Below are 21,148 nucleotides of genomic sequence, written 5' to 3'. Positions count from 1 at the left end.
CTCACTCGCCGTCCTGCGGGAGAGCGACGACGGGTATCTCTGCGTTCCTGACCAGTTTTCGGGCCACGTCGCCCGTCAGCAGTTCCACGAGACGATTGCTCTGTCGCGGTACGAACGCCACCGCGTCCGCGTCCCAGTCGATCGCCCCGTCGAAAATCGTCTCCACGACGTCGGTCCCGTACAAAATCTCGGTCTCGACCGGGACGTCCGCCGCCTCGAGCGGCTGGCGGGCGCGCTCGAAGATCCGCTCGGCGTACCCCTCGCGCTGTTCGACCGACGCCTTGTCGATGCCGCCGCCGGCTTTCTCGACGACGTAGACGACGACGGCAGTACCCGTCGGTTCGATCTTCGGTGCGAGCGTGGCCGCGGTCCGTTCGGCGTCGTCCGGATCGGCGACGGGGACGATCACCCGCCCGTCGAACGAGAGCGTCATCGCGAGGTCACCGCCCGGTGGACGCCGTCGTTCTCGTGTGCAGCCCTCTCGTGTCGCCTCGAGACGCGACGAACTCGTGGTGAATCCATGCTGGCCGAGGGTTCGGCCTCGAATGTGATAAACCCGCGTCGACTCGAGCGCGCCGGAAGCGAGACCGGAGCCTGATACCGTCTGCTGTACGTCAGTTCTGGGGCAACCGCCGGACGGCTTGCGGGTGCGCCGGGAAACAGGTACAGCAGGCGATATGAACCCGCGAGTCAGGGCAGGACCTGGTTTTCGAGACCGTCCGTCTCGCTGGTCTCGCGAATCCGGTCGACGTTCTCGGCGACGATGTCGGCCAGTCGTTCGTAGTACTTCGGCGTGTGTCCGGCGTTGTGTGGCGTGATCTGGACGTTCTCGAACGTCCACAGCGGGTGGTCTTCGGGCAGCGGTTCGGGATCGGTGACGTCGAGAGAGGCCCCGCGGATCCAGTTCGACCGAAGCGCCTCGACGAGTGCGTCGGTGTCGACGACGGGGCCGCGAGCGACGTTCACGAGCACCGACTCCGGCGGCAGCGTGACGAACGCCTCGCGGTCGATCAACCCGCGCGTCGCGTCCGTCAGCGGACACGCGAGCACGAGGTAATCCGTTCGTGCGAGCGCGTCGTGGACGGCGTCGTCGTCGAAGCCGACCACCTCGTCGGTTGGCCCACCCTTCTCGGGGGTGTACCGGACGCCGATCGTCTCCACGCCGAAGGGCTCGAGGCGCTCGACGACCGCCCGCCCGATCGCGCCGAGTCCGACCACGGTGACGGTCGATCCCTGGAGTTCGTGGGCCCGGTAGTGGCGCCACTCCCGGCGTCGCTGTCGGCGCGCGCCCACGTGGAACCGACGGGTGAACGAGAGGATCGACCCGAGGACGTGCTCGCCCATGTTCGGCCCGTGGACGCCCGAGGCGTTCGTCACCGTGACGCCCCGTTCCCGGAGGCGCTCGAGCGGGAGGTGACCCGTCCCCGCGTAGGCACACGCGAAGACCTCGAGGTCGGCGGCGGTCTCGAGCAGCTCCTCCTCGAGAGTCATGCCGGTGACGAACCGCGCGTCCCGGATCGCCTCGCGCTCCTCGGCGGGCGTCCGTGCGAGGCGAACGTCCGTCTCGGGCAGTCGCTCTCTGATCGCCGCTGCGTACTCCTCGACTGGCGTTCCGTGCGTCCCCTTGCGGAGCACGAGGACGTCGAACTCGTCGGCCATGCACGGACACTCGCAACGATCGGGCAAGAATCTGTGGTCCCCGGCGATTCGATTGGCCGTCTGCCGACTACGTCTATTCGGTGCGTCTCGAGCGCTCTCGAGCGCCGACGCGCCGTCGATCCGTCACCGAGTCGTGTCGACGCCTGCGGCTTCGTTGATCGGGCACTTCTGGGTCGTACCGGTCACGACGAGGATCACTCCGACCAGAAGCGCTGCGACACCGATCGCGATGCCGACGGCCCAGTAGCCGGCCAGTCCGGCGACTCCGGCGACAGTGAGGAACGCTCCGACGACGATGCGTGTGGTTCGATCGATCCCGCCCACGTTCTTTTCCATACTTACACCCGCTGTACAGCCGATCTTCGCCTCGAACGGCCAAAAGGGTTCACACGAGTCGACGAAAGCGACTGTCCGCGTGGCCGATTCGGTCGTCGTTCCCGTCGAACGAGAACGGCAGCCAGAACGTTTGTCCCCGGCCCTCGTACGATCGGGTATGTCGCCACCAGATCCCCACCCGGAAGACGAAGACGAGAGCGTACCGGACGACCTCGAGATCGCACGTGCGGCAGCGCCCAGCCCGATCTCCGACGTCGCAGCGAAGCTTGGGTTCGAGCCGGACGACCTCGAGCGCTACGGAGACCACGTCGCGAAGCCGTCGGTCGACGCGCTCCAGCGGGCGCTCGAGCGCGAAGCGACGGGGAACCTCGTCCTCGTCACGGCCATGACGCCGACGCCCCAGGGCGAGGGAAAGACCGTCACGACGGTCGGACTCGGCCAGGCACTCGCCAAACGCGGCGAGTCGGCGGCGGTCGCGATTCGAGAGCCCTCCCTCGGCCCCGTCTTCGGCATCAAGGGTGGCGCTGCCGGCGGCGGCTACTCGCAGGTCCTCCCGATGGAGGACATCAACCTCCACTTCACCGGTGACATCCACGCGCTCACGTCGGCTCACAACCTCGTCGCCGCCGCGGTCGACGCACACCTCCACCACGGAGCCGATCCGCCGATCGATTCGCGATCGGTCACCTGGCCTCGAGCGCTCGACGTCAACGACCGCGCACTCCGGGAGATCGTCCTGGGTCTCGGCGGGCAGGCAAACGGCGTCCCGCGGGAAGGCGGCTTCCAGATCACCGCCGCCTCGGAACTGATGGCGACGCTCGGCCTCGCCGAGGACTACGCGGACCTGAAGGCGCGACTCGAGCGCATCGTCGTGGCCTACGACCGCGACGGCGACCCCGTCACGGTCGCCGACCTCGAGGTCGGCGGTGCCGTCGCCGCTCTGCTTCGCGACGCGTTGCGTCCGAACCTCGTCCAGACGATCGAGGGCGTCCCCGCGTTCGTCCACGGCGGCCCGTTCGCCAACATCGCCCACGGGACGAACACGGCGATCGCCGACCGCGTCGGACTCGCGGGTGCCGAGTACCTCGTCACCGAGGGCGGGTTCGGCTCGGAACTCGGTGCGGAGAAGTTCGTCGACGTCGTCACCCGCCAGACGGGGCTCGCACCCGAGGCCGCGGTGCTGGTCGTCACCGTCCGCGCGCTGAAACGCCAGGGGCTGTCGATGTGGCCGAGCGAGACAGAGCGACTGGCCGAACCCGACGTCGAGGCCGCCCTGGACGGCCTCGAGAACGCGCTCGCCCACGTCGAGATCCTCGAGCGCCTCGGGATGCCCGTCGTCGTCGCGCTCAACCGCTTCCCCCAGGATACAGACGAGGAGGTCGACGCCGTCCTCGAGGCGTTCGCCGAGCGGGGGATTCCGGCCGCCGAATCGACGGTCCACCGGGACGGCGGCGAGGGTGGCACGGAACTCGCCCAGCTGGTGACCGACGCCGTCGACGAACCGGGACGGGGACAGCCGCTGTACGACTCCTCTGCGACGGTCCGCGAGGCGATCGAGACCGTCGCGACCGAGGTCTACGGCGCTCGAGACGTCGAGTACGTCGACTCGGCACCCGACGATCTCGAGCGGATCGAACGGCTCGGACTCGAGGAGCTGCCGGTCTGTCTCTCGAAGACGCCGTACTCGCTGTCGGACGACCCCGAACGAACGGGCGTCCCGACCGACTGGACGCTCACCGTCCGCGAGATTCGGCCAGCGGCCGGCGCGGGCTTTCTCGTCGCGCTCACCGGCGACGTGCTGACGATGCCCGGGTTGCCGTCTGACCCCGCCGCGACGGACGTCGACCTCGAGGCGGACGGGACGATCACCGGGCTGTTCTGATACTACCGGACAACAGTCAGTGACTACTCGATCGCGTCTCGACGGCTGTCGTCAGCGACGACAGCGTCTCGAGTGCGATCGATGTCTGAACCGTGTTGTCCGGCAGTATGAACCCACTCGAGCACGCCTCGCGGACGTTTTTACGACGGCCGTTCTTCGTGTCCGTATGCGCGCCGTTCGATACCACGACCACGGCGGACCCGAGGTACTGACCGTCGACGAGATCGACCGACCCCAACCGGCTGCCGACGAACTCCTCGTTCGCGTCGAAGCAGGGGCGGTCAACCCCGTCGACACCTACTTCCGCGAGGGGTCGTACCCGCCTGGCGACCTGCCCTGGATCACCGGCTCCGACGTCGCGGGTGTCGTCGAGGAGACGGGCGCGGACGCCGACTTCGAGGCCGGCGACCGCGTGTTCGCGACCGGGCTGGGCAACGACGATCCGGGGACCTGCGCCGAGTACGTCGCCGTCCCCGACGACCTCGCCGCCACGCTGCCCGCGTCGGTCGACTTCGAAACGGGTGCCGCCGGCGCGCTCGTCGGCGTCACCGCCTGGCAGTCGCTCGTCGACGCCTGCGACCTCGAGCCCGGCGAGCGGGCGCTCGTCCACGGCGGCAACGGCGGCGTCGGACACGTCGCCGTCCAGCTCGCCGCCGCGACGGGCGCGGACGTGACGACGACCGCCGCCCCCGAGTACCACGACCGTCTCGCCGACCTCGGTGCCGAGACCGTAATCGACTACGCGGCCGACGACCTCGAGGAACGGATCGAGGCCGCGGGCGCACCCGACGCGATCCTCGATCACCGACTCGACGACTACCTCGGGCTGGACTGTCGCGTCGCGGCCTTCGACGCGGACGTCGCCGCGATCGGTAACACGGACCTCGAGGCGACGTTCCCGAACGTCCCTGCCGCGCGAGGGAAGGCGCTCACCGTCCACCACGTCAGCATGTTCAACACGCCCGACGTCGCGGCCGTCCTCGAGCGTCTCGCCAGGCTGTACGAACGTGGCGACGTCGAACCGGTCGTCGACCGAACGTACGACCTGGCGGACGTCGCCGACGCACAGGAGGACGTCCTCTCGGAGAGCTTCCTCGGGAAACTCGTCGTCGTTCCCTGATACGGTCTGCTGTACCGATTTACCCGTGCAACCGCAGGACGGTTGCGATTGCACCGGAAATGACTGACAGTAGTCCGTCTGACGGCACTCGAGGTCGTCGCCCTCGTCTCACCGACTCGAGTCGGGGTCCGGGGAAACCCATTTGACGAGACGCGGTGTACGGCCGGTATGACCAGACCCGGCGAACACGAACGACGGCCGTTTTACGCGTGTGACAGCTGTGGGGTCGTCTACGCACGCCACGGCAAACCGAAGGCGTGTGCCGTCTGTGGAAGCGAAACGTTCGTCGAAGTGATGCCCAAGGAACTCAAGTACTGACCCACCTCGTTTTCGCGCGTCCTGTCGTCCCGCTCGCCGCCGTCGCTCGCCGCCGTCGCTCGTCGCCGATACTGCCGGGAGGCTGTCACTTGTGGTGCAACACGACCGTCGTGCAAGTAGACCGAGTTCGGGGACGGTCGACGAGACGAATCGTTCCGTGGTACCGTCTGTCAGCGAAACACAGAGATAGCTCCGACACCTACGTCGACGCGTGACTGACGATACGAACGCCACGACGGACACGCCCGACCGACCGGTGTCGCTCGCCGACGAGGACGACCTCGACGACCTGGTCTCGAGTCACCCGCTCGTGCTGGTGGAGTTCTATACCGAAGGCTGTGGCATCTGCCAGAGCATGGAACCAGTGCTCGGCGGCGTCGCACGCTCGACGGATGCCGTCGTCGGGACGGTCAACCCGCGCGACGATCCGCCGCTCGTCGACCGCTTCGACGTTCGCAGCGTCCCCCTGCTGGTCCTGTTTGCCGACGGCGACCCGGTCGCACGCCGCGCGGACGGCTTCGTCGGTGCCGAGGAACTCCGCGAGTGGGTCGACGCAGAACGCAATCGCTGACGACGTCACCGAGATCGAAAATAGTCGTCCGTCGGATCGGACCGGTCAGGCCGCGGTCTCCGTCTCCGTCTCCGCGCCCGCCTCGAGTTCCGACTCCGCCATCTGTTCGGCCTGGGCTCTGTCTTCCAGCAGGACGCCAGCGATTCCGGCCGCGACCAGTCCGACGCCAGCGGCGCGAACCAGCCGGACGTACCACGGCCTGGGCTCGAGGTCGGCGACGTTCTCGAAGCCACAGCCCCAGATTCGGAGGTTGAGAGCGAGGCTTCGCCGGGGGCTCGCGGCGGCGGCGAGACCCTGCACGATCATCCAGCCGTACCAGAGCTTTCGGAGTCCAGATGTGACCATGCGTGGTTGTTTCACCTCGAGTGACATGAATCGTCTGGTCTCGATCTCGACGGGTCGAGACCTCCGTCGGGCGTCCTGGAACATATTTACTTCCCCCCGACCAACCGGCGGGTGATGCTCCCCACGACGGCGGGTACGTTCCGCGTGTACCCGGGACGACGCGACGACGAGTGGCTGTTCCTCGAGGTCGAGTCGGCGGACCCGACGTACGTTCCGGCGGACGCCGCGCCGGACGTCACCCCCGGCAATCGCGTAGAGGCGTCCCTCGAGTGGGACGACGAGACGCCCACGGTCGCCGACTGCGAGGTGCTCGAGGAGACGCGATTCCGGTTCGTCCGCACCGACGAGCCGATCTTCCAGGCCGCCCAGGCCTGCTTCGAGGAGGCGCGGTCGGCGGGCGAGGCGATGAACTCACGGGTCACCTACAGCACGGACAACGAACCGAACGGCGTCGTCTACACCTTCGCCGACCAGCCAGGCCAGCGCGACCTCTTCGCGGAGTTTCGCGACGGCGTCAAACCCCTCGAGCCGCTGGTCGCCCGCGCCGCCGAGTCCACCGCGCCGCCGTTCTCGGTGTGGGTGCTCGACCCGCAGGAGCCGTTCGTGCTCGTCTACATCGTCCTCGATCCCGACGGGTTGCTCGAGGAGACGATGCGCGACACCTATCTTTAGTCGGCGCTGGCGGCGACGCCGCGTCGACGGTCGACGTCGGTCGCCTCGTCGGCGTCGAAGATCTCCTCGAAGACCTTCCGCTGGCCGGCGCGGAGGTGCTGGAGGAACGTCGACTGGCTGACGTCCATCTGTTCGGCGAGGTCCTCGCCGCTCGACTCCCGCGGCCACGCGAAGAAGCCACCGAAGTGGGCACGCTGGATGGCTTCGCGCTGTCGGTCGGTGAATCGCTCCTCGAGTGTCGTCCGGAACTCCCCGCGAGTCTCCGCCGTCCGTTCGCGCTCGCGCTGTCCGACGAGGCTGGCACCCGGGTGTGACCCGGAGACGGCTTCGACGACGCTGCGAACGTCGGCTGTTTCGGAGAGTTCTGCCGTGAGCCGCCCTTCGCCGCCGTCGGCAGAGAGCGACCGGACGACGGCCCCGTGTTCCGCGAGTGTGGCGACGATCGACGATCCGGTGACGACGAACCGGAACAGGCACTCGTCGTCTCGATCGCAGACGGCCTGTGCGTCGTCGACGCCGTCGCTTTCGGCCGCGTACTCGAGGACGTCGTCTGCGGCGGTCTCGCAGACGGTGACGTACGCGACGAGGTCGCCGTCGCCGCTCGACGAGAGGCGCTCGAGGGCGAGTTCGCACTCGAGGTCGTCGGCGAGCGCCACCAGCGGGTCGTCTCCGGCGGTGAGCCGGAACGTGAGCGCGGTCACGCGATCGGTCACGAGCAACCGCTTGCTCTCGGCGGCGTTGATCGCGTACGCGACGGTCTCGCCCAGTTCGTCGAGGACGTCGACGTCGACCGCGTCGGCAGCGCCGGGATCGCTCGCGTGGACGACGAGCGCCCCGTAGCGTGCACCGCGGTACGACAGCGGAACGGCGACCGTGGCGGCCGCGTCGACCGCCGCGTACCGGTCGCCGCCCTCGTCCGTCCCTGCCACGACCTGGGTCGCGTCGGTCTCGAGTGCCCGGTCGACGGCCGTCTCGCGATCGGCGTCGTTGATCGCCGCGATCACCGCCTCGAGGGTGTCGTCGTCGACGCCGGTACTCGTCTGTGCCCGGACGGCGTCGTTGACCACGTTCCGGGTCGCGATCCACGCCGACTCGTAGGGGTCGGCCGCGGCGAACTGCTCGCAGGCCGCCGCCTCGACCTCCGCTTTCGAGTCGGCTTGCACCAGTTCGCGGTTGACATCCCTGATGACCTCGTTGGTCGTGTTCAGCAACTCGAGGCGCGTCTTCTGCTCGCGGATGCGCAGTTCGCGCTCCTTGCGGTCGGTGACGTCGGTGTCGACCGCGACGAACTGCTCGACGTCGCCGTCCGCGTCGGTGATCGGGGCGATGGTCATGTCGACCCAGCAGAGATCGCCGTTCTTTCGACGGTTGATGATCTCGCCGTCCCACACCTCGCCGGCGGTGATCGTTGTCCAGAGGTCCTCGTAGAACGCCTCCTCGTGCTCGCCGGATTTCCACAGGCGGGGGTTCGTCCCGACGACTTCGTCGGGTTCGTACCCTGTCACGTCCTCGACGGCGGGATTCGCGTACTCGATGGTTCCCTCGGTGTCGGTCAGGAAGATGGCGTGGCCGGCGTGTTCGACGGCCTTTCGGAAACTCCGCAGGCGATCGTTCGTCTCCTCGAGTTCCGTCTTGATGCGACTCTCCTCGGCGACGTACCGCGCGAGGTAGTGGACCGTCGCGACCGCGAGGACGCTGACGACCAGCCCCGGCAACTCCTCGAGTCCTGTCCCGCCGGCCGTCTGTGCCGTCCAGAGCTGGCGCGACGCCATGAGCCCCACCATTACGGTCAGGAAGGCGAACCGCCGGTCGCCACTGCGGTACAGCAACGCGACCGAGTACCCCGTCCCCGCGAGTCGCAACGCGATCGATAACGCGAGTAGCGGGTTCACTGCCACCACCCCCGACGGCCCGTTCGTCGCGACCAGAAGACGACCATACGCGACTGGACGGCTCGTCGACACAAATAGCCCGTCACGCAGTCCCGGATTCCGGGAGAAAGGCGACTCGAACTATCTCGGCGTCGATTTCGACCGTTTCGGTGAGAGCGACCTCGAGGTCGACGCACCGTCCCAAACAGTATCGGTATCCGACCGTCGTGGGTACGCTGCGCCTGCGAGCGTGCCCAACAGTATCGGTAGTCCGCTCAGCCTCCTGGGGACCCTCTCTGTACCTGTATGACTTCGAAACAGTGGGTACGGGTTCGGCCGACGGCCGGTGGGTCGCGATGAGCGGCACCGACGAGCCGCTGCCGAGCGTCCCGGACGACCCCAGCCGGGAGGCACTCGACGCCATGGTAGACCGGGAGGCGCTGGACCCGCGCGACGAACTCGAGAAGACGGCGTATCGGACCGACCTCGGTATTGCGATGGCCGAGGACGCGCGCCGCGTCGGTCGCGGCGAACTGTCGAGCGAGGCGTACTGGCAGAAGTACGACCGCGCGGCCGCCGCGGAGTTCGGCGACGACTACCGCGAGACGCCGAATCCCGCCGTCGATCACCGCGAGCAGACGATCGACGACGAGGTCGCCGAGTCGCTGTCGTGTTCGGTCGGCTCGATGGAACGCGTCGCCGAGTCGCTCGAGGTGACGGCGGTCGAGGAAAGCGAGGGCGGGATCGACGAGAAATGGGGCATGGTGATCGACCTCCAGAAGTGCGTCGGCTGTGATTCGTGTACGGTCGCGTGCAAGGCCGAGAACCGGACGCCGCCCGGCGTGACGTACAACGTCGTCATGGAGGACGAACACGGGGCGTACCCGGATGTCACGCGGACGAACGTCCCCCGGCCCTGTATGCAGTGTGACAACCCGCCCTGCGTGCAGGTGTGTCCGGTGTCGGCGACGTACAAGATGGAAAACGGTGTCGTGAACGTCGACTACGACCGCTGTATCGGCTGTCGGTACTGCATGATCGCGTGTCCGTACGGCGCGCGCTACTTCGACTTCGGCGAGAACTACGACGAGGTCGACGGCGCGGGCGAGGTCCAGAGCCCGGAGTACGGCGTCGACCGCGGGCCGCGAACCGACGGCGAGTCGCCGGTCGGCAACGTGCGCAAGTGTAGCTTCTGTACACACCGGTTGAACCGCGGCGAAGAGCCAGCCTGCGTCGAGACGTGCATCGGCGACGCTCGCAACGCGGGCGACCTGAACGACCCCGATAGCGAGGTGTCGAAGCTGGCCGACTCCTCGCGGGCCTTCCAGCTGAAGGAGGCCGAAGGGACCGATCCGAACGTCTACTACCTGAAATAGAACCATGTCGACGATAACGGACATCACGGAACGATACGACCCCGGGTTCCGGAGCGAGACGGTCCGGTACGCGTGGTACGGCCTCCTCGCCGTCCTCCTGCTGGTCGGCGGGTGGGCGACGTGGCGACGGCTCACGGTCGGCATGGCGAGTACGAACCTCTCGAGTGTGACCCCGTGGGGCGCGTGGGTCGCGTTCTACATCTACTTCGTCGGCCTCTCGGCCGGCGCGTTCCTCGTGAGCACGCTCGCCAACGTCTTCGAGATGGAGGGCTTCGAGCAGATCGACCGGGACGCGCTGTTCGCCGCGGTCATCAGCATGATCGTGGCGCTGCTGTTCGTCTGGGTCGACCTCGGCCGGATGGACCGCATGTACTACCCGTTCGTCTGGCGACAGCCGACCTCGGCGCTGTCCTGGGAGGTTCACGCGTACGTCGCGTACGTCGCCGTCCTCGTCACGGAGCTGTACTTCTCGATGCGCCTCGACCTCGCACGCGTCGCGGCGCGCGCTCGTGGCTGGCGAGCGACGCTCTGCCGGCTGTTGACCCTCGGACGCACGTCGACGGGCGAAGAATCGGGACGGACCGACCGTCGGTGGCTCAAACGCGCCGGTCTGGTCGGCATCCCGCTGGCGATTTTCATGGTCCACGGCGGGACGGGCGTGCTGTTCGCCGTCGCGAAGGCCCGGCCGTACTGGAACAGCGGGCTGTTCCCGATCATCTTCGTCGTCTCGGCGGTGGTCTCGGGAACCGCGCTCGTGACGATCCTCTACGTCGTCCGGACGAAACTGATCGCCGGCGACGCCGTCGACCGCGACCTGCTGGACCGGCTGGGACAGCTGCTCGCGGCGTTCGTCCTCACCGACGCGGCCCTCACCGCCATCGAGGCACTCATCGCGATCAACAGCCTCCACCCGCACGAACTCGAGACGTGGCTCGTCATCCTCTTCGGCGAGATGTCGTGGTCGTTCTGGTGGTTCATGGTCGGCTTCGGCTGGGTGTTCCCGCTTGTCATCTTGAGCAAGCGCTCGTGGCGACGGTCGCCGCTCCCGGCGGCGATCGCCGGGCTGTTCGTCGTGGTCGGCATCGTGGCCGTCCGGTTCAACATCGTCGTCCCACCCCAGATCCTTCCGGTGATGGAAGGCCTGCCCCACGGCTCGTACGTTCCCTCGACCGTCGAGTGGCTCACAAGCCTGGGAATCGTCGCCGTCGGCCTGCTGCTGTACTCGCTCGGCGCGGAGGTACTGCCCCTGAAACCGCTCGAGTCGACTCCCAACGGAGGTGACGACACGTGAGTTCTCACGATCCAGACGCAGACGCGACACCCGACAGTTCCGACGAACAGCCGTCGCTCGATCGACGCGACTTTGTCAAGGCGGCCGCCGGAATCGGCGCGGTCGCCGCCGCCAGCAACGCGACGTTCGACCTCGACCCGTCCTCGCTCTGGACGGACGACGATGACCACGGCGTCGGCACGGACTACGGCGAGTACGACGCCGACGACGTACTGTACACCACCTGCGGGCAGTGCAACACGTTCTGCCCGATCACGGTGCGACTCGCCGACGAGTCCGGAGACGGCCAGTACAGTTCGCTCGTGCGCAAACTGGCGGGCAACCCCTACTCGTTTCTGAACACGCAGCCGTTCGCCCAGGTTCCCTACGGGAGCGACCCCGAGGACGTCGCGACCGGCGACCTCGAGGGCACCGGCGACGTCGACACCGCGCGCTGGTCGCTGTCGGGCGGCCGGATGTGCCTGAAAGGACAGGCGGGTATCCAGACCGCATTCGACAGCTACCGCGTTCGCAAGCCGATGAAACGCGTCGGGCCGCGAGGCAGCGGCGAGTGGCAGACGATCTCCTGGGAGCAGGCGATCGAGGAGATCGTCGAGGGCGACGACGAACTCGGTCACCCCGGCATCAGGGACGTGTGGGCGTACGCCCCCGAAGACGAGGTCATGGCCGACTGGGAGGCCGTCCAGAACGGCGACCTCGAGCGAAGCGAGTTCGACGAGCGCTACGAGGACGTCCTCATCGACACCGACCACCCCGACCTCGGCCCGAAGGCGAACCGGATCGTCGACGTGGGCGGCTTCCGGCGGAACTTCATCCGGACGCGCCTGTGGCACCAGGGACTGGGGTCGATCAACAGCCACCACCACGCTGGCACCTGCGGGTTCTCGAGCGTGATGGGCAACGTCCGTTCCTACGCCGGGCAGAAGAAACGCCAGTACCCCGACGTCGAGAACTGCGAGTACCTCCTCGTCTGGGGGACGAACCCGATGGTCGCCAACAAGGGGCCGACGTGGCTCGCCCCGAAGCTGACGAACGCGATCCAGGACGGCATGCGGATGGACGTCGTCGACCCGCGGCTGTCGAAGACCGCCGAGAAGGCCGAGAAGTGGGTTCCGGTCGATCCCGGCAGCGACGCCGCGCTGGCGATGGGAATGGCCCGGTGGATCGTAGAGCACGACCGCCACGACGTCGAGTACCTCCGAAACCCCGCCGAGACAGCTGCCGCAGACGACGGCGAGCCGACCTGGAGCGACGCCACCCACCTCGTCCTCGTCGACGAGGAGGCCGCGCCGAAGGCTCGAGCCGCGGACCTCGGTCTCGAGACGGCCGGAGGCGGCGACGGGGACGAGTTCGTGGTCGTCGACGCCACGACGGGCGAGCCGGTTCCCGCGAGCGAGGCCGACGAGGGCGTCCTGGACGTCGAGTTGACGATCGACGGACGGCGCGTCAAGAGCGCGTGGACGCTGTACAGAGAGCGCGTCTTCGAGTACACCCTCGAGGAGTACGCCGAGATGGCCGGCGTCTCGGTCGCAGACGTCGCGGAACTGGCCGACGAGTTCACGAGCCACGGCAAGCGCGCGGCGATCATGGCCTACCGCGGCCCGGCGAAACACTCGAACGGGTTCTACACCCAGCGTGCGGTCGCCACCCTCCAGCACCTGATCGGCAACTACGACTGGAAGGGGGGCCAGATCACGCCCTACGCCGGCTTCGCCACGATGAGCGGCCGGTACGACCTCGGAACCGTCCCCGACGGGTACGAGCCGTGGGGGATCCCGATCGTTCGCGGCGGCGTCTCCTACGAGGAGACGACGCTGTTCGACCGCGACGACGGCTATCCGGCCAAGCGGCCGTGGTTCCCCGTCGCGCCGCCACACGAGGTCCAGGAACTCTACGCGAGCGCCGACGACGAGTACCCCTACTCGATCGGGGCGCTGTTCATCCGGCCGTACTCCAACAACCACGTGATGGCGGTCGCCGGCGGCGACGAGATCCCCGACGTGTTGGCCGACGAGGACGCCATCCCGCTAGTGGTCGCCGCAGACACGGTCATCGGCGATACGAGCCAGTACGCCGACTACGTGCTGCCGGAGCCGACCTACCTCGAGCGCTGGGAGAACTTCGGCACCTACCCGAACAAACGGCTCGCGGACGAGAAGATCAGCCAGCCGACGGTGAAAGTCGTTCCGGACGCCCGGCCGTTCGAGGAGGTACTGATCGATATCTGGAAGCGCATGGACCTGCCGGGCGTCGGTGAAGACGCCATCCTCGACGCCGACGGCGAGACCTGGCCGCTCCACCGGGCCGAGGACTTCTACCTCAAGCTCGTGGCGAACGTCGCCTACGACGGCGACCCGGTCGCCGACGCCAGCGACGAGGAACTCGCGGTGTTTCGGAACGCCCACGAGAAGGGCCTGGGCGAGCACTTCGACCTCGAGCGCTGGCGGGCGGCCGTGAGAGACGAGGAGTGGCGGAAGGTCGTCGCCGTCCTCAACCGTGGCGGTCGCTTCGAGGAACCGGTCGAGGACTACGAGGAGGCGTTCGCCGAACACGGCTACGACTACGATTACGCCGGCCGGTACGGCGACCGGTCGAACGCCTACGACGGCGAGCATATGCGGTACAAACTCGGATCGCGGGTAAACTTCTACAGCGAAGTCGTGGCGACGGGCAAACACTCCTACACCGGCGAACGGTTCGATCCACTCCCTCGCGTCGACGACGTCCGCCACTACGACGAGTCGGTGCAGGTCCCTGTCGTCTCCGAGGACGCACCCGATCGGCCGCTGCAGTTGATAAACTGGAAGCCACGCACCCAGGGGATGACCCGGACGCACAACAGCCCGTGGCTGCGGGAGACGCGCCCGGAGAATCCCCTGTGGATCAACCCGCGAGACGCCGAGGAACGCGGCATCGAGAACGGTGACGCGATCGAGATCGACGCCGGTCGCCGAACCGTCGAGGCGACCGCGATGGTCACGAACGGCATCCGGCCCGGTGTCGTCGGGACCATGTGGGGATGGGGGCGCACCGGCGACGGCGCGACCGCACAGACCGTCGACGGCTCGACTCGAGAGCCGGTCGATCGGTACGGCCACACCCCCTACGAGTTCGACACCCCGACGCGCGAGGAGGCCGGCTACGCGAAGGGCCGCGACGCCGGCTTCGCCGTCAACCATCTCCAGCCGCTCGACACCGAACTGGGCGACACCGGAATGAGCGACCTCGTCGGCGGCAGCAACGCCCAGTTCGACGCTTACGTCGAGGTCCGCAAGCGAGGTGACGGCGAGTGAGCGACCCCGAGTCGGTTGCCGATCGCGTCCGGGAGCCAGCCCCCGACTCGAGCGGACGACCCGCGGACGTCTCGCCACGCGACCCCGCGCTCCTCCGGTCGCGCTCGCGGGTGTACGCGCTCCTTGCCGCCGCGCTCGACGGCGACGTCGACACTCTCGAGGCGGCGATCGCCGAGGGGACCTTCGACCGCCTCTCGGCGCTCGTCCCGAACGAGGCCGACGTCGACCTCGAACCGCTCCTCGAGGAGACGTACGACGCGGACGCGCTTTCGATCGGGTACGACAACCTGTTCGTCGTGCCCGGTCCCCATTACGTGCCGCCGTTCGCCTCCGCATACGCGACCGACCCGAGCGAGGGGCTCGAGTCGGACTCGCGGTACCACGACGCTGGCGAGGCCGGGGAACTCCTCGGAGACTCCGCAGCGGCGATGGCGCGCCGTTACGAGCGGGTTGGATTCACTCCCGCACACGGCGACGGCATCCCGGACCACGTCGCCGCGATCCTCGAGTTCCTCGCGTCGCTCGCCGACGCGGAAGCGCGTCACAGAGCGCGCGGCGACGTGGAGATGGCCGCCGCGCTGTGTGACCTCCAGCGGGAGACGCTTGCGGACCTCGGCTGGCTCGACGCGTTCCACGAAGCCGTCGCCGAACGCGATGCGCGCGAGGGCGTCTTCGCTGCGCTGGTCGCCCTGGTCCGCACCGTCGCGGCGTGGGACGTGCGAGTCGGCGTCGAGTGATAATGGTGGCTGTGACTGGTTGCCGACGCAACCGCAAGACGGTTCGCGGTTGCGGCGGGAAAGACTCACAGCCATCGTTATAATGGTGGCTGTGACTGGTTGCCGACGCAACCGCAAGACGGTTCGCGGTTGCGGCGGGAACGACTCACAGCCATCGTTATGAGCGCTCACTCGAGGGCGTCCCGGAAGAACCGGCCGTGGAACCCGAACGGGACGGCGTGGGGCAGGTAGGCCCGCGCGCGTTCCTCGAGCGTCGCCGCGTCGAAGACGAGCAACATCGACCGCTCGCGTTTCGTGTCGAGCGCCGGTGCCAGGACGACGCCGTCGTCCTCCGCGCTGGCGTCCGGTCGCCGGACGACGCGGGGTTCCTCGACGTAGACGGATCGCTCCCACCACTCCGTTGCCGTCTCGCGCTCGGTGTCGATCTTCGCGAGACCGTTGGCACCCCGCCGGTCCGTCGCCTGCCCGTACGCGTAGCGGTACGATCGGGTCCGGACGGCCGGTGGCACGGTCGGCAACTCGAGGCCGCCGTCGTAGAGCCGCCTTCGGGCGACGGTCCCGTCGTCGAGGTCGACGCGGTATCGCACGAACCGGCCGTCGGGAGCGGCGGTGAAGGCGTCCTCGCGCAGCGTGTCGAACGAGAGCGCGTGGACGATGGCGTCGTCTTCGTACTCGACGAGGTCCATGACGATCGCCCCGTCGGTCTCGAAGGCGTTGACGTGGTGGAACGTGAAGAACGGCTCCGTCACGAGGTCGACGGCCACCGCGCCCGTCTCCCGGTCGACGGCGACGATCCGCGTTCCACGCTCGGGTCGGTACTCGAGCATATCGAGCAGGCCCTCGGTCCAGGGGGAGAGCGCCCGTCGGATGGATATGTGAAGCGGGACTTCCACCAGGACGACGTAGCCGGCTGTCACCGCGACGCTGTGGACGTACCCCGGGCCCTCGGCAGTCACGGAGCCGATGCGTTCTCGCTCCGGTTCGCCGTGGGGAACGCGGTACAGGTGGAACTGATGTGGCCGACCGAACTCGGTTCCGTACCCTATCGTCTCCGCCCGGTGCTCGTCGACGACGAGGTGTGCGCTCGCCAGGTGCGTCTCGAGGTCGTCCTCGAAGCCGAACTCGCCGCGCGTCTCGAGCGTGATCGGGTCGAACGCGACCCAGCGGGGCGCTTCGGTGAGCGCGACGTACTCGTCGCCCAGCCGAGCGACGTGGACGCAGGCATTGTCCGTCGGCTCCGGCGGTCCGAGCGCGCGGAGCCACCGGAACAGCGCCCGCGTTCCGCCGCCGCCCGTCGCGAACTCGCCGACGCTTTGCCCGTCGCTCGCGTTCTCGTACGCCTCGGTCCGGAGAAACCGGTTCGTGTACCGTACCGCGCCGTCGTCGAACGCGTACCGGCGCACCATCGCGAGTCCGTCGAACCAGTGGTTGACCCGCTCGTCGCCGACCTCGAACTTCCCGGGGCCGTTGCGAATCAGCGCTCCAGACAGCCACTCCGGAATCGATCCCTCGACCGCGAGCGGTCGTGACGCAAACTCTCGATCGACCGACCGGAAGCCGAGTTCGTACGCGGGTGCGGACGGTGACGACACGGTATGTCACTCGTTGCGAAGGACTATGAAACCATCCGCGGCGAACGCGAGGTCGTGGCCGCTCACTCGTCGAGGCCCCGATCGCGAAGGTCGAGACGACGGATCTTCCCGCTCGAGGTCGTCGGCAGTTCGTCGACGAACTCGACGTGCTGGGGGTACTCGTACTCCGCGAGTCGGTCGCGAACCAGTTCCCGGATCTCCTCGCGGAGCGCGTCGGCGTCGAACTCCTCGGTCGTCGGCTGGACGTACGCCGCGATCGCCTCACCGCGGACCTCGTCCGGAACGCCGACGACGCCGACCTGTTCGACGTCGTCGTGGCGGAGGATCGCCTTCTCGACTTCCATCGGGCCGACGCGGTAGCCGCTCGTGAGGATGACGTCGTCGGCACGCGACTGGAACCAGACGTAGCCGTCCTCGTCGCGTTTCACGAGGTCGTCGGTGAGGAACCACCCGTCCTCGGTTCGCTTCGCCTCGGTTTTCTCCGGGAGCCCCCAGTACTCGTCGAAGAACACGCGCCGATCGCCCGGTTTGACGGCGAGTTCGCCGATCTCGCCCCGCGGCAGCGTCTCGCGCGTCTCGGGGTCGAGGACGGCCACCTCGTAGCCCGGCAGCGGCTTTCCCATACTTCCCGGTCTCGTCTCGAACCAGCTAGAGGAGTTCCCGACGACGAGATTCAGTTCCGTCTGGCCGTAGAACTCGTTGATCGCGACGTCCTCGAAGGTCTCCTCGACCCAGCCGACGATCTCCGGGGTCATCGGTTCGCCCGCGGAGGCGAGCGTCTCGAGTGCGAGGTCCCATCGCGATTCGGGATCGTCGACGCCCATCAGCATCCGCAGCGCCGTCGGCGGCATGAACGCGTGCGTGACGCCGTGGCTGGCCATCAGGTCGTACGCGTCCTCGGGGTCGAACCCCTCGCGAGGCCAGCCGACGACGGTGCAGCCGTGGTGCCAGGCAGCAAACAGCGTCCCGCCGAGGGCCGCGCCCCACGCCCAGTCGGCGGGCGTCCAGAGCGTCGCGTCCTCGAGTCCCTGATCGAAGTAGTTGTACGCCGCCGCGGCACGACCGAGCCACAGCGCGTGGCTGTGGCGGACGCCCTTCGGCGGGCCGGTCGAGCCGCTCGTGTACATGATCGCCGTCGGCGTCTCCGGCGTCGATTCGTGGACGTCGATCCCCGGCTCGTGAGCCGCGAGCAGGTCGTCGAAGGCGTGGGCGTCTCCCTCGACTGCATCGCCGCCGCCGAGTTCGATCACGTGCTCGAGGTCGGGACACTCCTCGCGAACCTCGTCGATCGTCTCGCGGACGCTCGGATCGACGACGACCGCCGTCGCGGCGCTGTCCTCGAGGCGGTACTGCAACGCGTCGCGGCCGAACAGGACGGTAAGCGGCACCGACACTGCGCCGAGTTTCCAGTTCGCCAGGTGTGCGAGCGGATTTTCGGGCTTCTGGGGGACGACGACGCCGACCCGGTCGCCCTCGCTGACGCCGAGGTCCGCGAGCGCGGCCGCGAGCCGGTCCGATCGCTCGTCGAGGTCGCGAAACGTGTACGTCTCGAGGCCGTCCGCGGGCGATTCGTACCGCAGCGCGACCCGGTCTGCGTCCTCGTGCTTCCGGAGGAAGTCGACGGCGGGGTTGTACCGATCGGGGAGGTCCCACTCGAAGTCGGCTCGAGCGCGCTCGTACCGATCGTACGTCGGCATGACGTGCCAGACCATGGCGGGTCGTCTCGGCGTCGAAACTTAGAGCTTTACAGGACTCGTTCGACGCGACCCTCGAGGTCGAGCGACTCGGCGACTGCGGGGGTGTGCCCGTAGACGGCGTCGAGGAAGTTGATCCGGTAGCTTGCCGGCCCATTGTACTCGAGGTCCGCTGTCCGTTCGCCAGCAACGCCGTAGGCGAGCGTGCCGTGGAGACTCGGTGTGAGGTCGTCGTCGCCGGCACCGCAGAAGGCCGCGAGAGTCGCGCCGAGCATACAGCCGGTGCCGACCACCTCGCCTAGCATCTCGTGGCCGGCGCGCACCCGGTAGACGGCGTCCGAGTCGGCGACGACGTCCGTCACGCCGGAGGCGACGACGACCGCACCGGTCGCGTCCGCGAGCGCTCGAGCCGTCTCGTCGATCTCTGCGTAGTCGCCGATCGACTCGACGCCTTTCACCTCCGCCTCGACGCCCGCCAGGTGACTGATCTCGCCGTAGTTACCCTTGATCGCCGCGAACTCGACCTCGTCGAGGAGGCGCTCGTGGACCGCTTCGCGGGTCGGCGTCGCGCCCGCGCCGACGGGGTCGAGGACGACCGGAACCTCGAGTTCGTTCGCACGCCGGCCGGCGGCGCATAGTGCCTCGACGTTCGAGTCGGTCATCCGGCCGGTGTTGAGCAAGATTGCACCGGCGAGGTCGGCCATCTCCGGAGCCTCGCCGGGGGCGTCTGCCATGACCGGCAGCGCACCCCAGTGGAGTGTGACGTTCGCCAGGTCGTTTTTCGTCACCTCGTTCGTGAGCTGCTGGACCAGCGGCTCGCGGTCCCGGATCGCCCGCAACGAGTCCGCAAGCGCCGTGCCGGTCGCGTCGACTCGGTCAGCCATCCGTCACCTCCTCCCGGAGCGCTTCGGTCGCGGTCCGCGGATCGTCCGCCGCGGTGATCTCGCTGACGACGGCCACGCCCGTGGCACCGGCCTCGACCACTGGTGCGGCGTTCTCGGCTGTGACGCCACCGATGCCGATCACCGGGATCGACACCGAGTCGGCGATCGCGGCCACGCGCTCGAGGCCGATGCCGTTCTTTTCGTCGGCGACGTCCTTCGAGGAGGTTCCGTAGACCGCCCCGACGCCGAGGTAGTCCGCGCCCGCGGTTTCCGCCCGTTCGGCCTCGGCGACGGTCGACGTCGAGCAGCCGATCACCGCGTCGGGTCCGAGCAGGTTTCGTGCGACCTCGAGCGGGACGTCCGACTGTCCGAGGTGGACGCCGTCGGCGTCGACGGCCTGGGCGACGTCCACCCGATCGTTGACGACGAAGTCGACGTCTGCTGCGGCGGTGAGTTCCCGGAGTTCCAGGCCGAGTTCGTACCGCGACCGGGCGTCCGTTCCTTTCTCGCGCAGTTGCACGACGTCGATGCCGCCGTCGATCGCCCCACGGACGACGTCGACGGTCGATCGACCCGCCGAGAGCGATTCTTGAGTGACGAGGTACGTCCGCCAGTTCTGCTGATTCACGGGTGATACCACTCGAGGATACGTCAAAATCGCTTCGGTCCAGAACCGTCGCCGGCGTCGGATCGGGGACGTCCGTCCGTTCTGGATACCGCTCTCGAGGACGTCACTCGAGTCGTCGCGGCATGTCCTCGGCGACGGCGGTGAGCCACGCGCGTCTGTCGCTCGCCTCGAGGACGGCGGAGGCCGCACCTGCCGCGTCTGCGCCGAGGTCGAACGCTCGCGCGACGTCGTCGGCCGAACTGATCCCGCCGCCGACGAGCACCTTCGTCCGCGGGTTTCGGTCGTCGACCATCGCGACGAACTCCTCGACGAGTTCCGGGTGCGTCCGGGTGATCGCGCGACCGGTCGCGACGTCCTCGGGTTTCTCCAGGAGGAGACAGTCGGGGTCGAAGGCGAGCGCCGCCTCGCCCATCTCGCGGCCGTCGACGCAGACGATCGACTCGAGGCCGAACTCGCCACACCGGGCGACGGTCTGTTTGACCTCCTCGAGCGTCGCCCGGTTCTCGGGGTGGTTGACGAGGACGCCGTCGGCACCCGCGGCCGCGAGCGCCTGGATCGAGATGCGCCCGTTACCGCGGCCCGGTTCCATCGCGTCGACGGACTGCGCCACGACGGGAAGCGACGTCGCTTCGGCGACGAGCCGAACGTCTGGCGTCTGCGGTGCGACAGCGAACGTCCTGCCGGTCGCTTCTGTGACTGCCTCGAGCGTTCGCGCGAGCGCCAGGCCGTCTTCACCCGCGGTGCCGTCGTACACCTTGTAGTTCACCAGGAAGTGTGGATACTCGAGTCCCATCTGCGAACGGCTACTCGGTGGAGTATCCTAACTGTCCTGTTGCGATCGACGAGGGCGAGGACGGTCGGCAGCCGCCCGAGACGAAT

Annotated in this window: 19 protein-coding genes; 9 read left to right on the top strand and 10 right to left on the bottom strand. The window is 68.2% G+C overall.

From position 1 onward, the window contains the following. Position 1: 1 nt before the first annotated feature. The 3 genes from MU558_RS14100 to MU558_RS14090 all read right to left on the bottom strand — a co-directional run bounded on the left by MU558_RS14100 (position 2) and on the right by MU558_RS14090 (position 1,995). Entirely contained in the window at positions 2-433 is a 432-nt protein-coding gene (locus MU558_RS14100) for a universal stress protein (protein WP_246967269.1), read from the bottom strand. Between the two features lie 257 nt (positions 434-690). After that, entirely contained in the window at positions 691-1,659 is a 969-nt protein-coding gene (locus MU558_RS14095) for a D-2-hydroxyacid dehydrogenase (protein ID WP_246967263.1), read from the bottom strand. 123 nt (positions 1,660-1,782) lie between these two features. Beyond that, positions 1,783-1,995 (bottom strand): YgaP family membrane protein, encoded by a 213-nt coding sequence (locus MU558_RS14090; protein ID WP_246967260.1) that lies wholly within the window; start codon positions 1,993-1,995, stop codon positions 1,783-1,785. Positions 1,996-2,152: 157 nt separating this feature from the next. Here MU558_RS14090 and MU558_RS14085 point away from each other — a divergent pair, with 157 nt between their 5' ends. From MU558_RS14085 to MU558_RS14070, 4 genes are all read left to right on the top strand, one after another. Continuing rightward, the gene (locus tag MU558_RS14085; RefSeq protein WP_246967257.1) at positions 2,153-3,877 is read left to right on the top strand and encodes a formate--tetrahydrofolate ligase; all 1,725 of its coding nucleotides are present in this window, start codon (positions 2,153-2,155) and stop codon (positions 3,875-3,877) included. 166 nt (positions 3,878-4,043) lie between these two features. Further along, a complete protein-coding gene (locus tag MU558_RS14080; protein WP_246967254.1) occupies positions 4,044-4,997 on the top strand; it encodes an NADPH:quinone reductase in 954 nt (317 codons plus the stop codon). A 168-nt stretch (positions 4,998-5,165) separates the two neighbouring features. Then, positions 5,166-5,315: a hypothetical protein gene (locus MU558_RS14075; protein WP_246967251.1), complete on the top strand. Its 150-nt coding sequence runs from the start codon at positions 5,166-5,168 to the stop codon at positions 5,313-5,315. Positions 5,316-5,526: 211 nt separating this feature from the next. Next, complete coding sequence (locus tag MU558_RS14070; protein ID WP_345781501.1) at positions 5,527-5,886, top strand: thioredoxin family protein; 360 nt, start codon at positions 5,527-5,529, stop codon at positions 5,884-5,886. 45 nt (positions 5,887-5,931) lie between these two features. On the opposite strand, the gene MU558_RS14065 is transcribed toward MU558_RS14070, so the two are convergent. Further along, positions 5,932-6,231: a DUF6199 family natural product biosynthesis protein gene (locus tag MU558_RS14065; protein ID WP_246967248.1), complete on the bottom strand. Its 300-nt coding sequence runs from the start codon at positions 6,229-6,231 to the stop codon at positions 5,932-5,934. Between the two features lie 114 nt (positions 6,232-6,345). On the opposite strand from MU558_RS14065, the gene MU558_RS14060 reads away from it, so the two are divergent. Continuing rightward, entirely contained in the window at positions 6,346-6,903 is a 558-nt protein-coding gene (locus tag MU558_RS14060; RefSeq protein WP_246967245.1) for a DUF6663 family protein, read from the top strand. Here the strand turns inward: MU558_RS14060 and MU558_RS14055 are convergent. Further along, entirely contained in the window at positions 6,900-8,795 is a 1,896-nt protein-coding gene (locus tag MU558_RS14055; RefSeq protein ID WP_246967242.1) for a bacterio-opsin activator domain-containing protein, read from the bottom strand. The two genes, MU558_RS14060 and MU558_RS14055, sit on opposite strands and share 4 nt — an antisense overlap. 335 nt (positions 8,796-9,130) lie before the next feature. On the opposite strand from MU558_RS14055, the gene MU558_RS14050 reads away from it, so the two are divergent. The 4 genes from MU558_RS14050 to MU558_RS14035 are packed head-to-tail and all read left to right on the top strand — an operon-like array spanning position 9,131 to position 15,471. Continuing rightward, the gene (locus MU558_RS14050) at positions 9,131-10,150 is read left to right on the top strand and encodes a 4Fe-4S dicluster domain-containing protein (protein WP_246967239.1); all 1,020 of its coding nucleotides are present in this window, start codon (positions 9,131-9,133) and stop codon (positions 10,148-10,150) included. Positions 10,151-10,154: 4 nt separating this feature from the next. Then, entirely contained in the window at positions 10,155-11,441 is a 1,287-nt protein-coding gene (nrfD, locus tag MU558_RS14045; RefSeq protein ID WP_246967236.1) for an NrfD/PsrC family molybdoenzyme membrane anchor subunit, read from the top strand. Beyond that, the gene (locus tag MU558_RS14040; protein WP_246967233.1) at positions 11,438-14,734 is read left to right on the top strand and encodes a molybdopterin-dependent oxidoreductase; all 3,297 of its coding nucleotides are present in this window, start codon (positions 11,438-11,440) and stop codon (positions 14,732-14,734) included. The genes nrfD and MU558_RS14040 overlap by 4 nt, the downstream gene beginning before the upstream one ends. Next, the gene (locus MU558_RS14035) at positions 14,731-15,471 is read left to right on the top strand and encodes a TorD/DmsD family molecular chaperone (RefSeq protein ID WP_246967231.1); all 741 of its coding nucleotides are present in this window, start codon (positions 14,731-14,733) and stop codon (positions 15,469-15,471) included. The genes MU558_RS14040 and MU558_RS14035 overlap by 4 nt, the downstream gene beginning before the upstream one ends. Positions 15,472-15,638: 167 nt before the next feature. On the opposite strand, the gene MU558_RS14030 is transcribed toward MU558_RS14035, so the two are convergent. From MU558_RS14030 to MU558_RS14010, 5 genes are all read right to left on the bottom strand, one after another. Then, the gene (locus MU558_RS14030; protein WP_246967228.1) at positions 15,639-17,063 is read right to left on the bottom strand and encodes a carotenoid oxygenase family protein; all 1,425 of its coding nucleotides are present in this window, start codon (positions 17,061-17,063) and stop codon (positions 15,639-15,641) included. A gap of 62 nt (positions 17,064-17,125) precedes the next feature. Further along, a complete protein-coding gene (locus MU558_RS14025; protein ID WP_246967225.1) occupies positions 17,126-18,775 on the bottom strand; it encodes an acetate--CoA ligase in 1,650 nt (549 codons plus the stop codon). 32 nt (positions 18,776-18,807) lie between these two features. Next, entirely contained in the window at positions 18,808-19,641 is an 834-nt protein-coding gene (thiM, locus tag MU558_RS14020) for a hydroxyethylthiazole kinase (protein ID WP_246967222.1), read from the bottom strand. Further along, positions 19,634-20,269 carry a thiamine phosphate synthase gene (gene thiE / locus MU558_RS14015; protein ID WP_246967219.1) on the bottom strand — a complete coding sequence of 212 codons (636 nt, stop codon included), beginning with the start codon at positions 20,267-20,269 and terminating at the stop codon, positions 19,634-19,636. Before thiE ends, thiM begins: the two co-directional genes overlap by 8 nt. 103 nt (positions 20,270-20,372) lie before the next feature. Further along, a complete protein-coding gene (locus MU558_RS14010; RefSeq protein ID WP_246967216.1) occupies positions 20,373-21,062 on the bottom strand; it encodes a triose-phosphate isomerase in 690 nt (229 codons plus the stop codon). Positions 21,063-21,148: the final 86 nt, after the last annotated feature.

The sequence above is a fragment of the Natribaculum luteum genome, assembly GCF_023008545.1.
Classification (GTDB): domain Archaea; phylum Halobacteriota; class Halobacteria; order Halobacteriales; family Natrialbaceae; genus Natribaculum; species Natribaculum luteum.
This window is presented reverse-complemented; position numbering and strand designations above follow the sequence as displayed.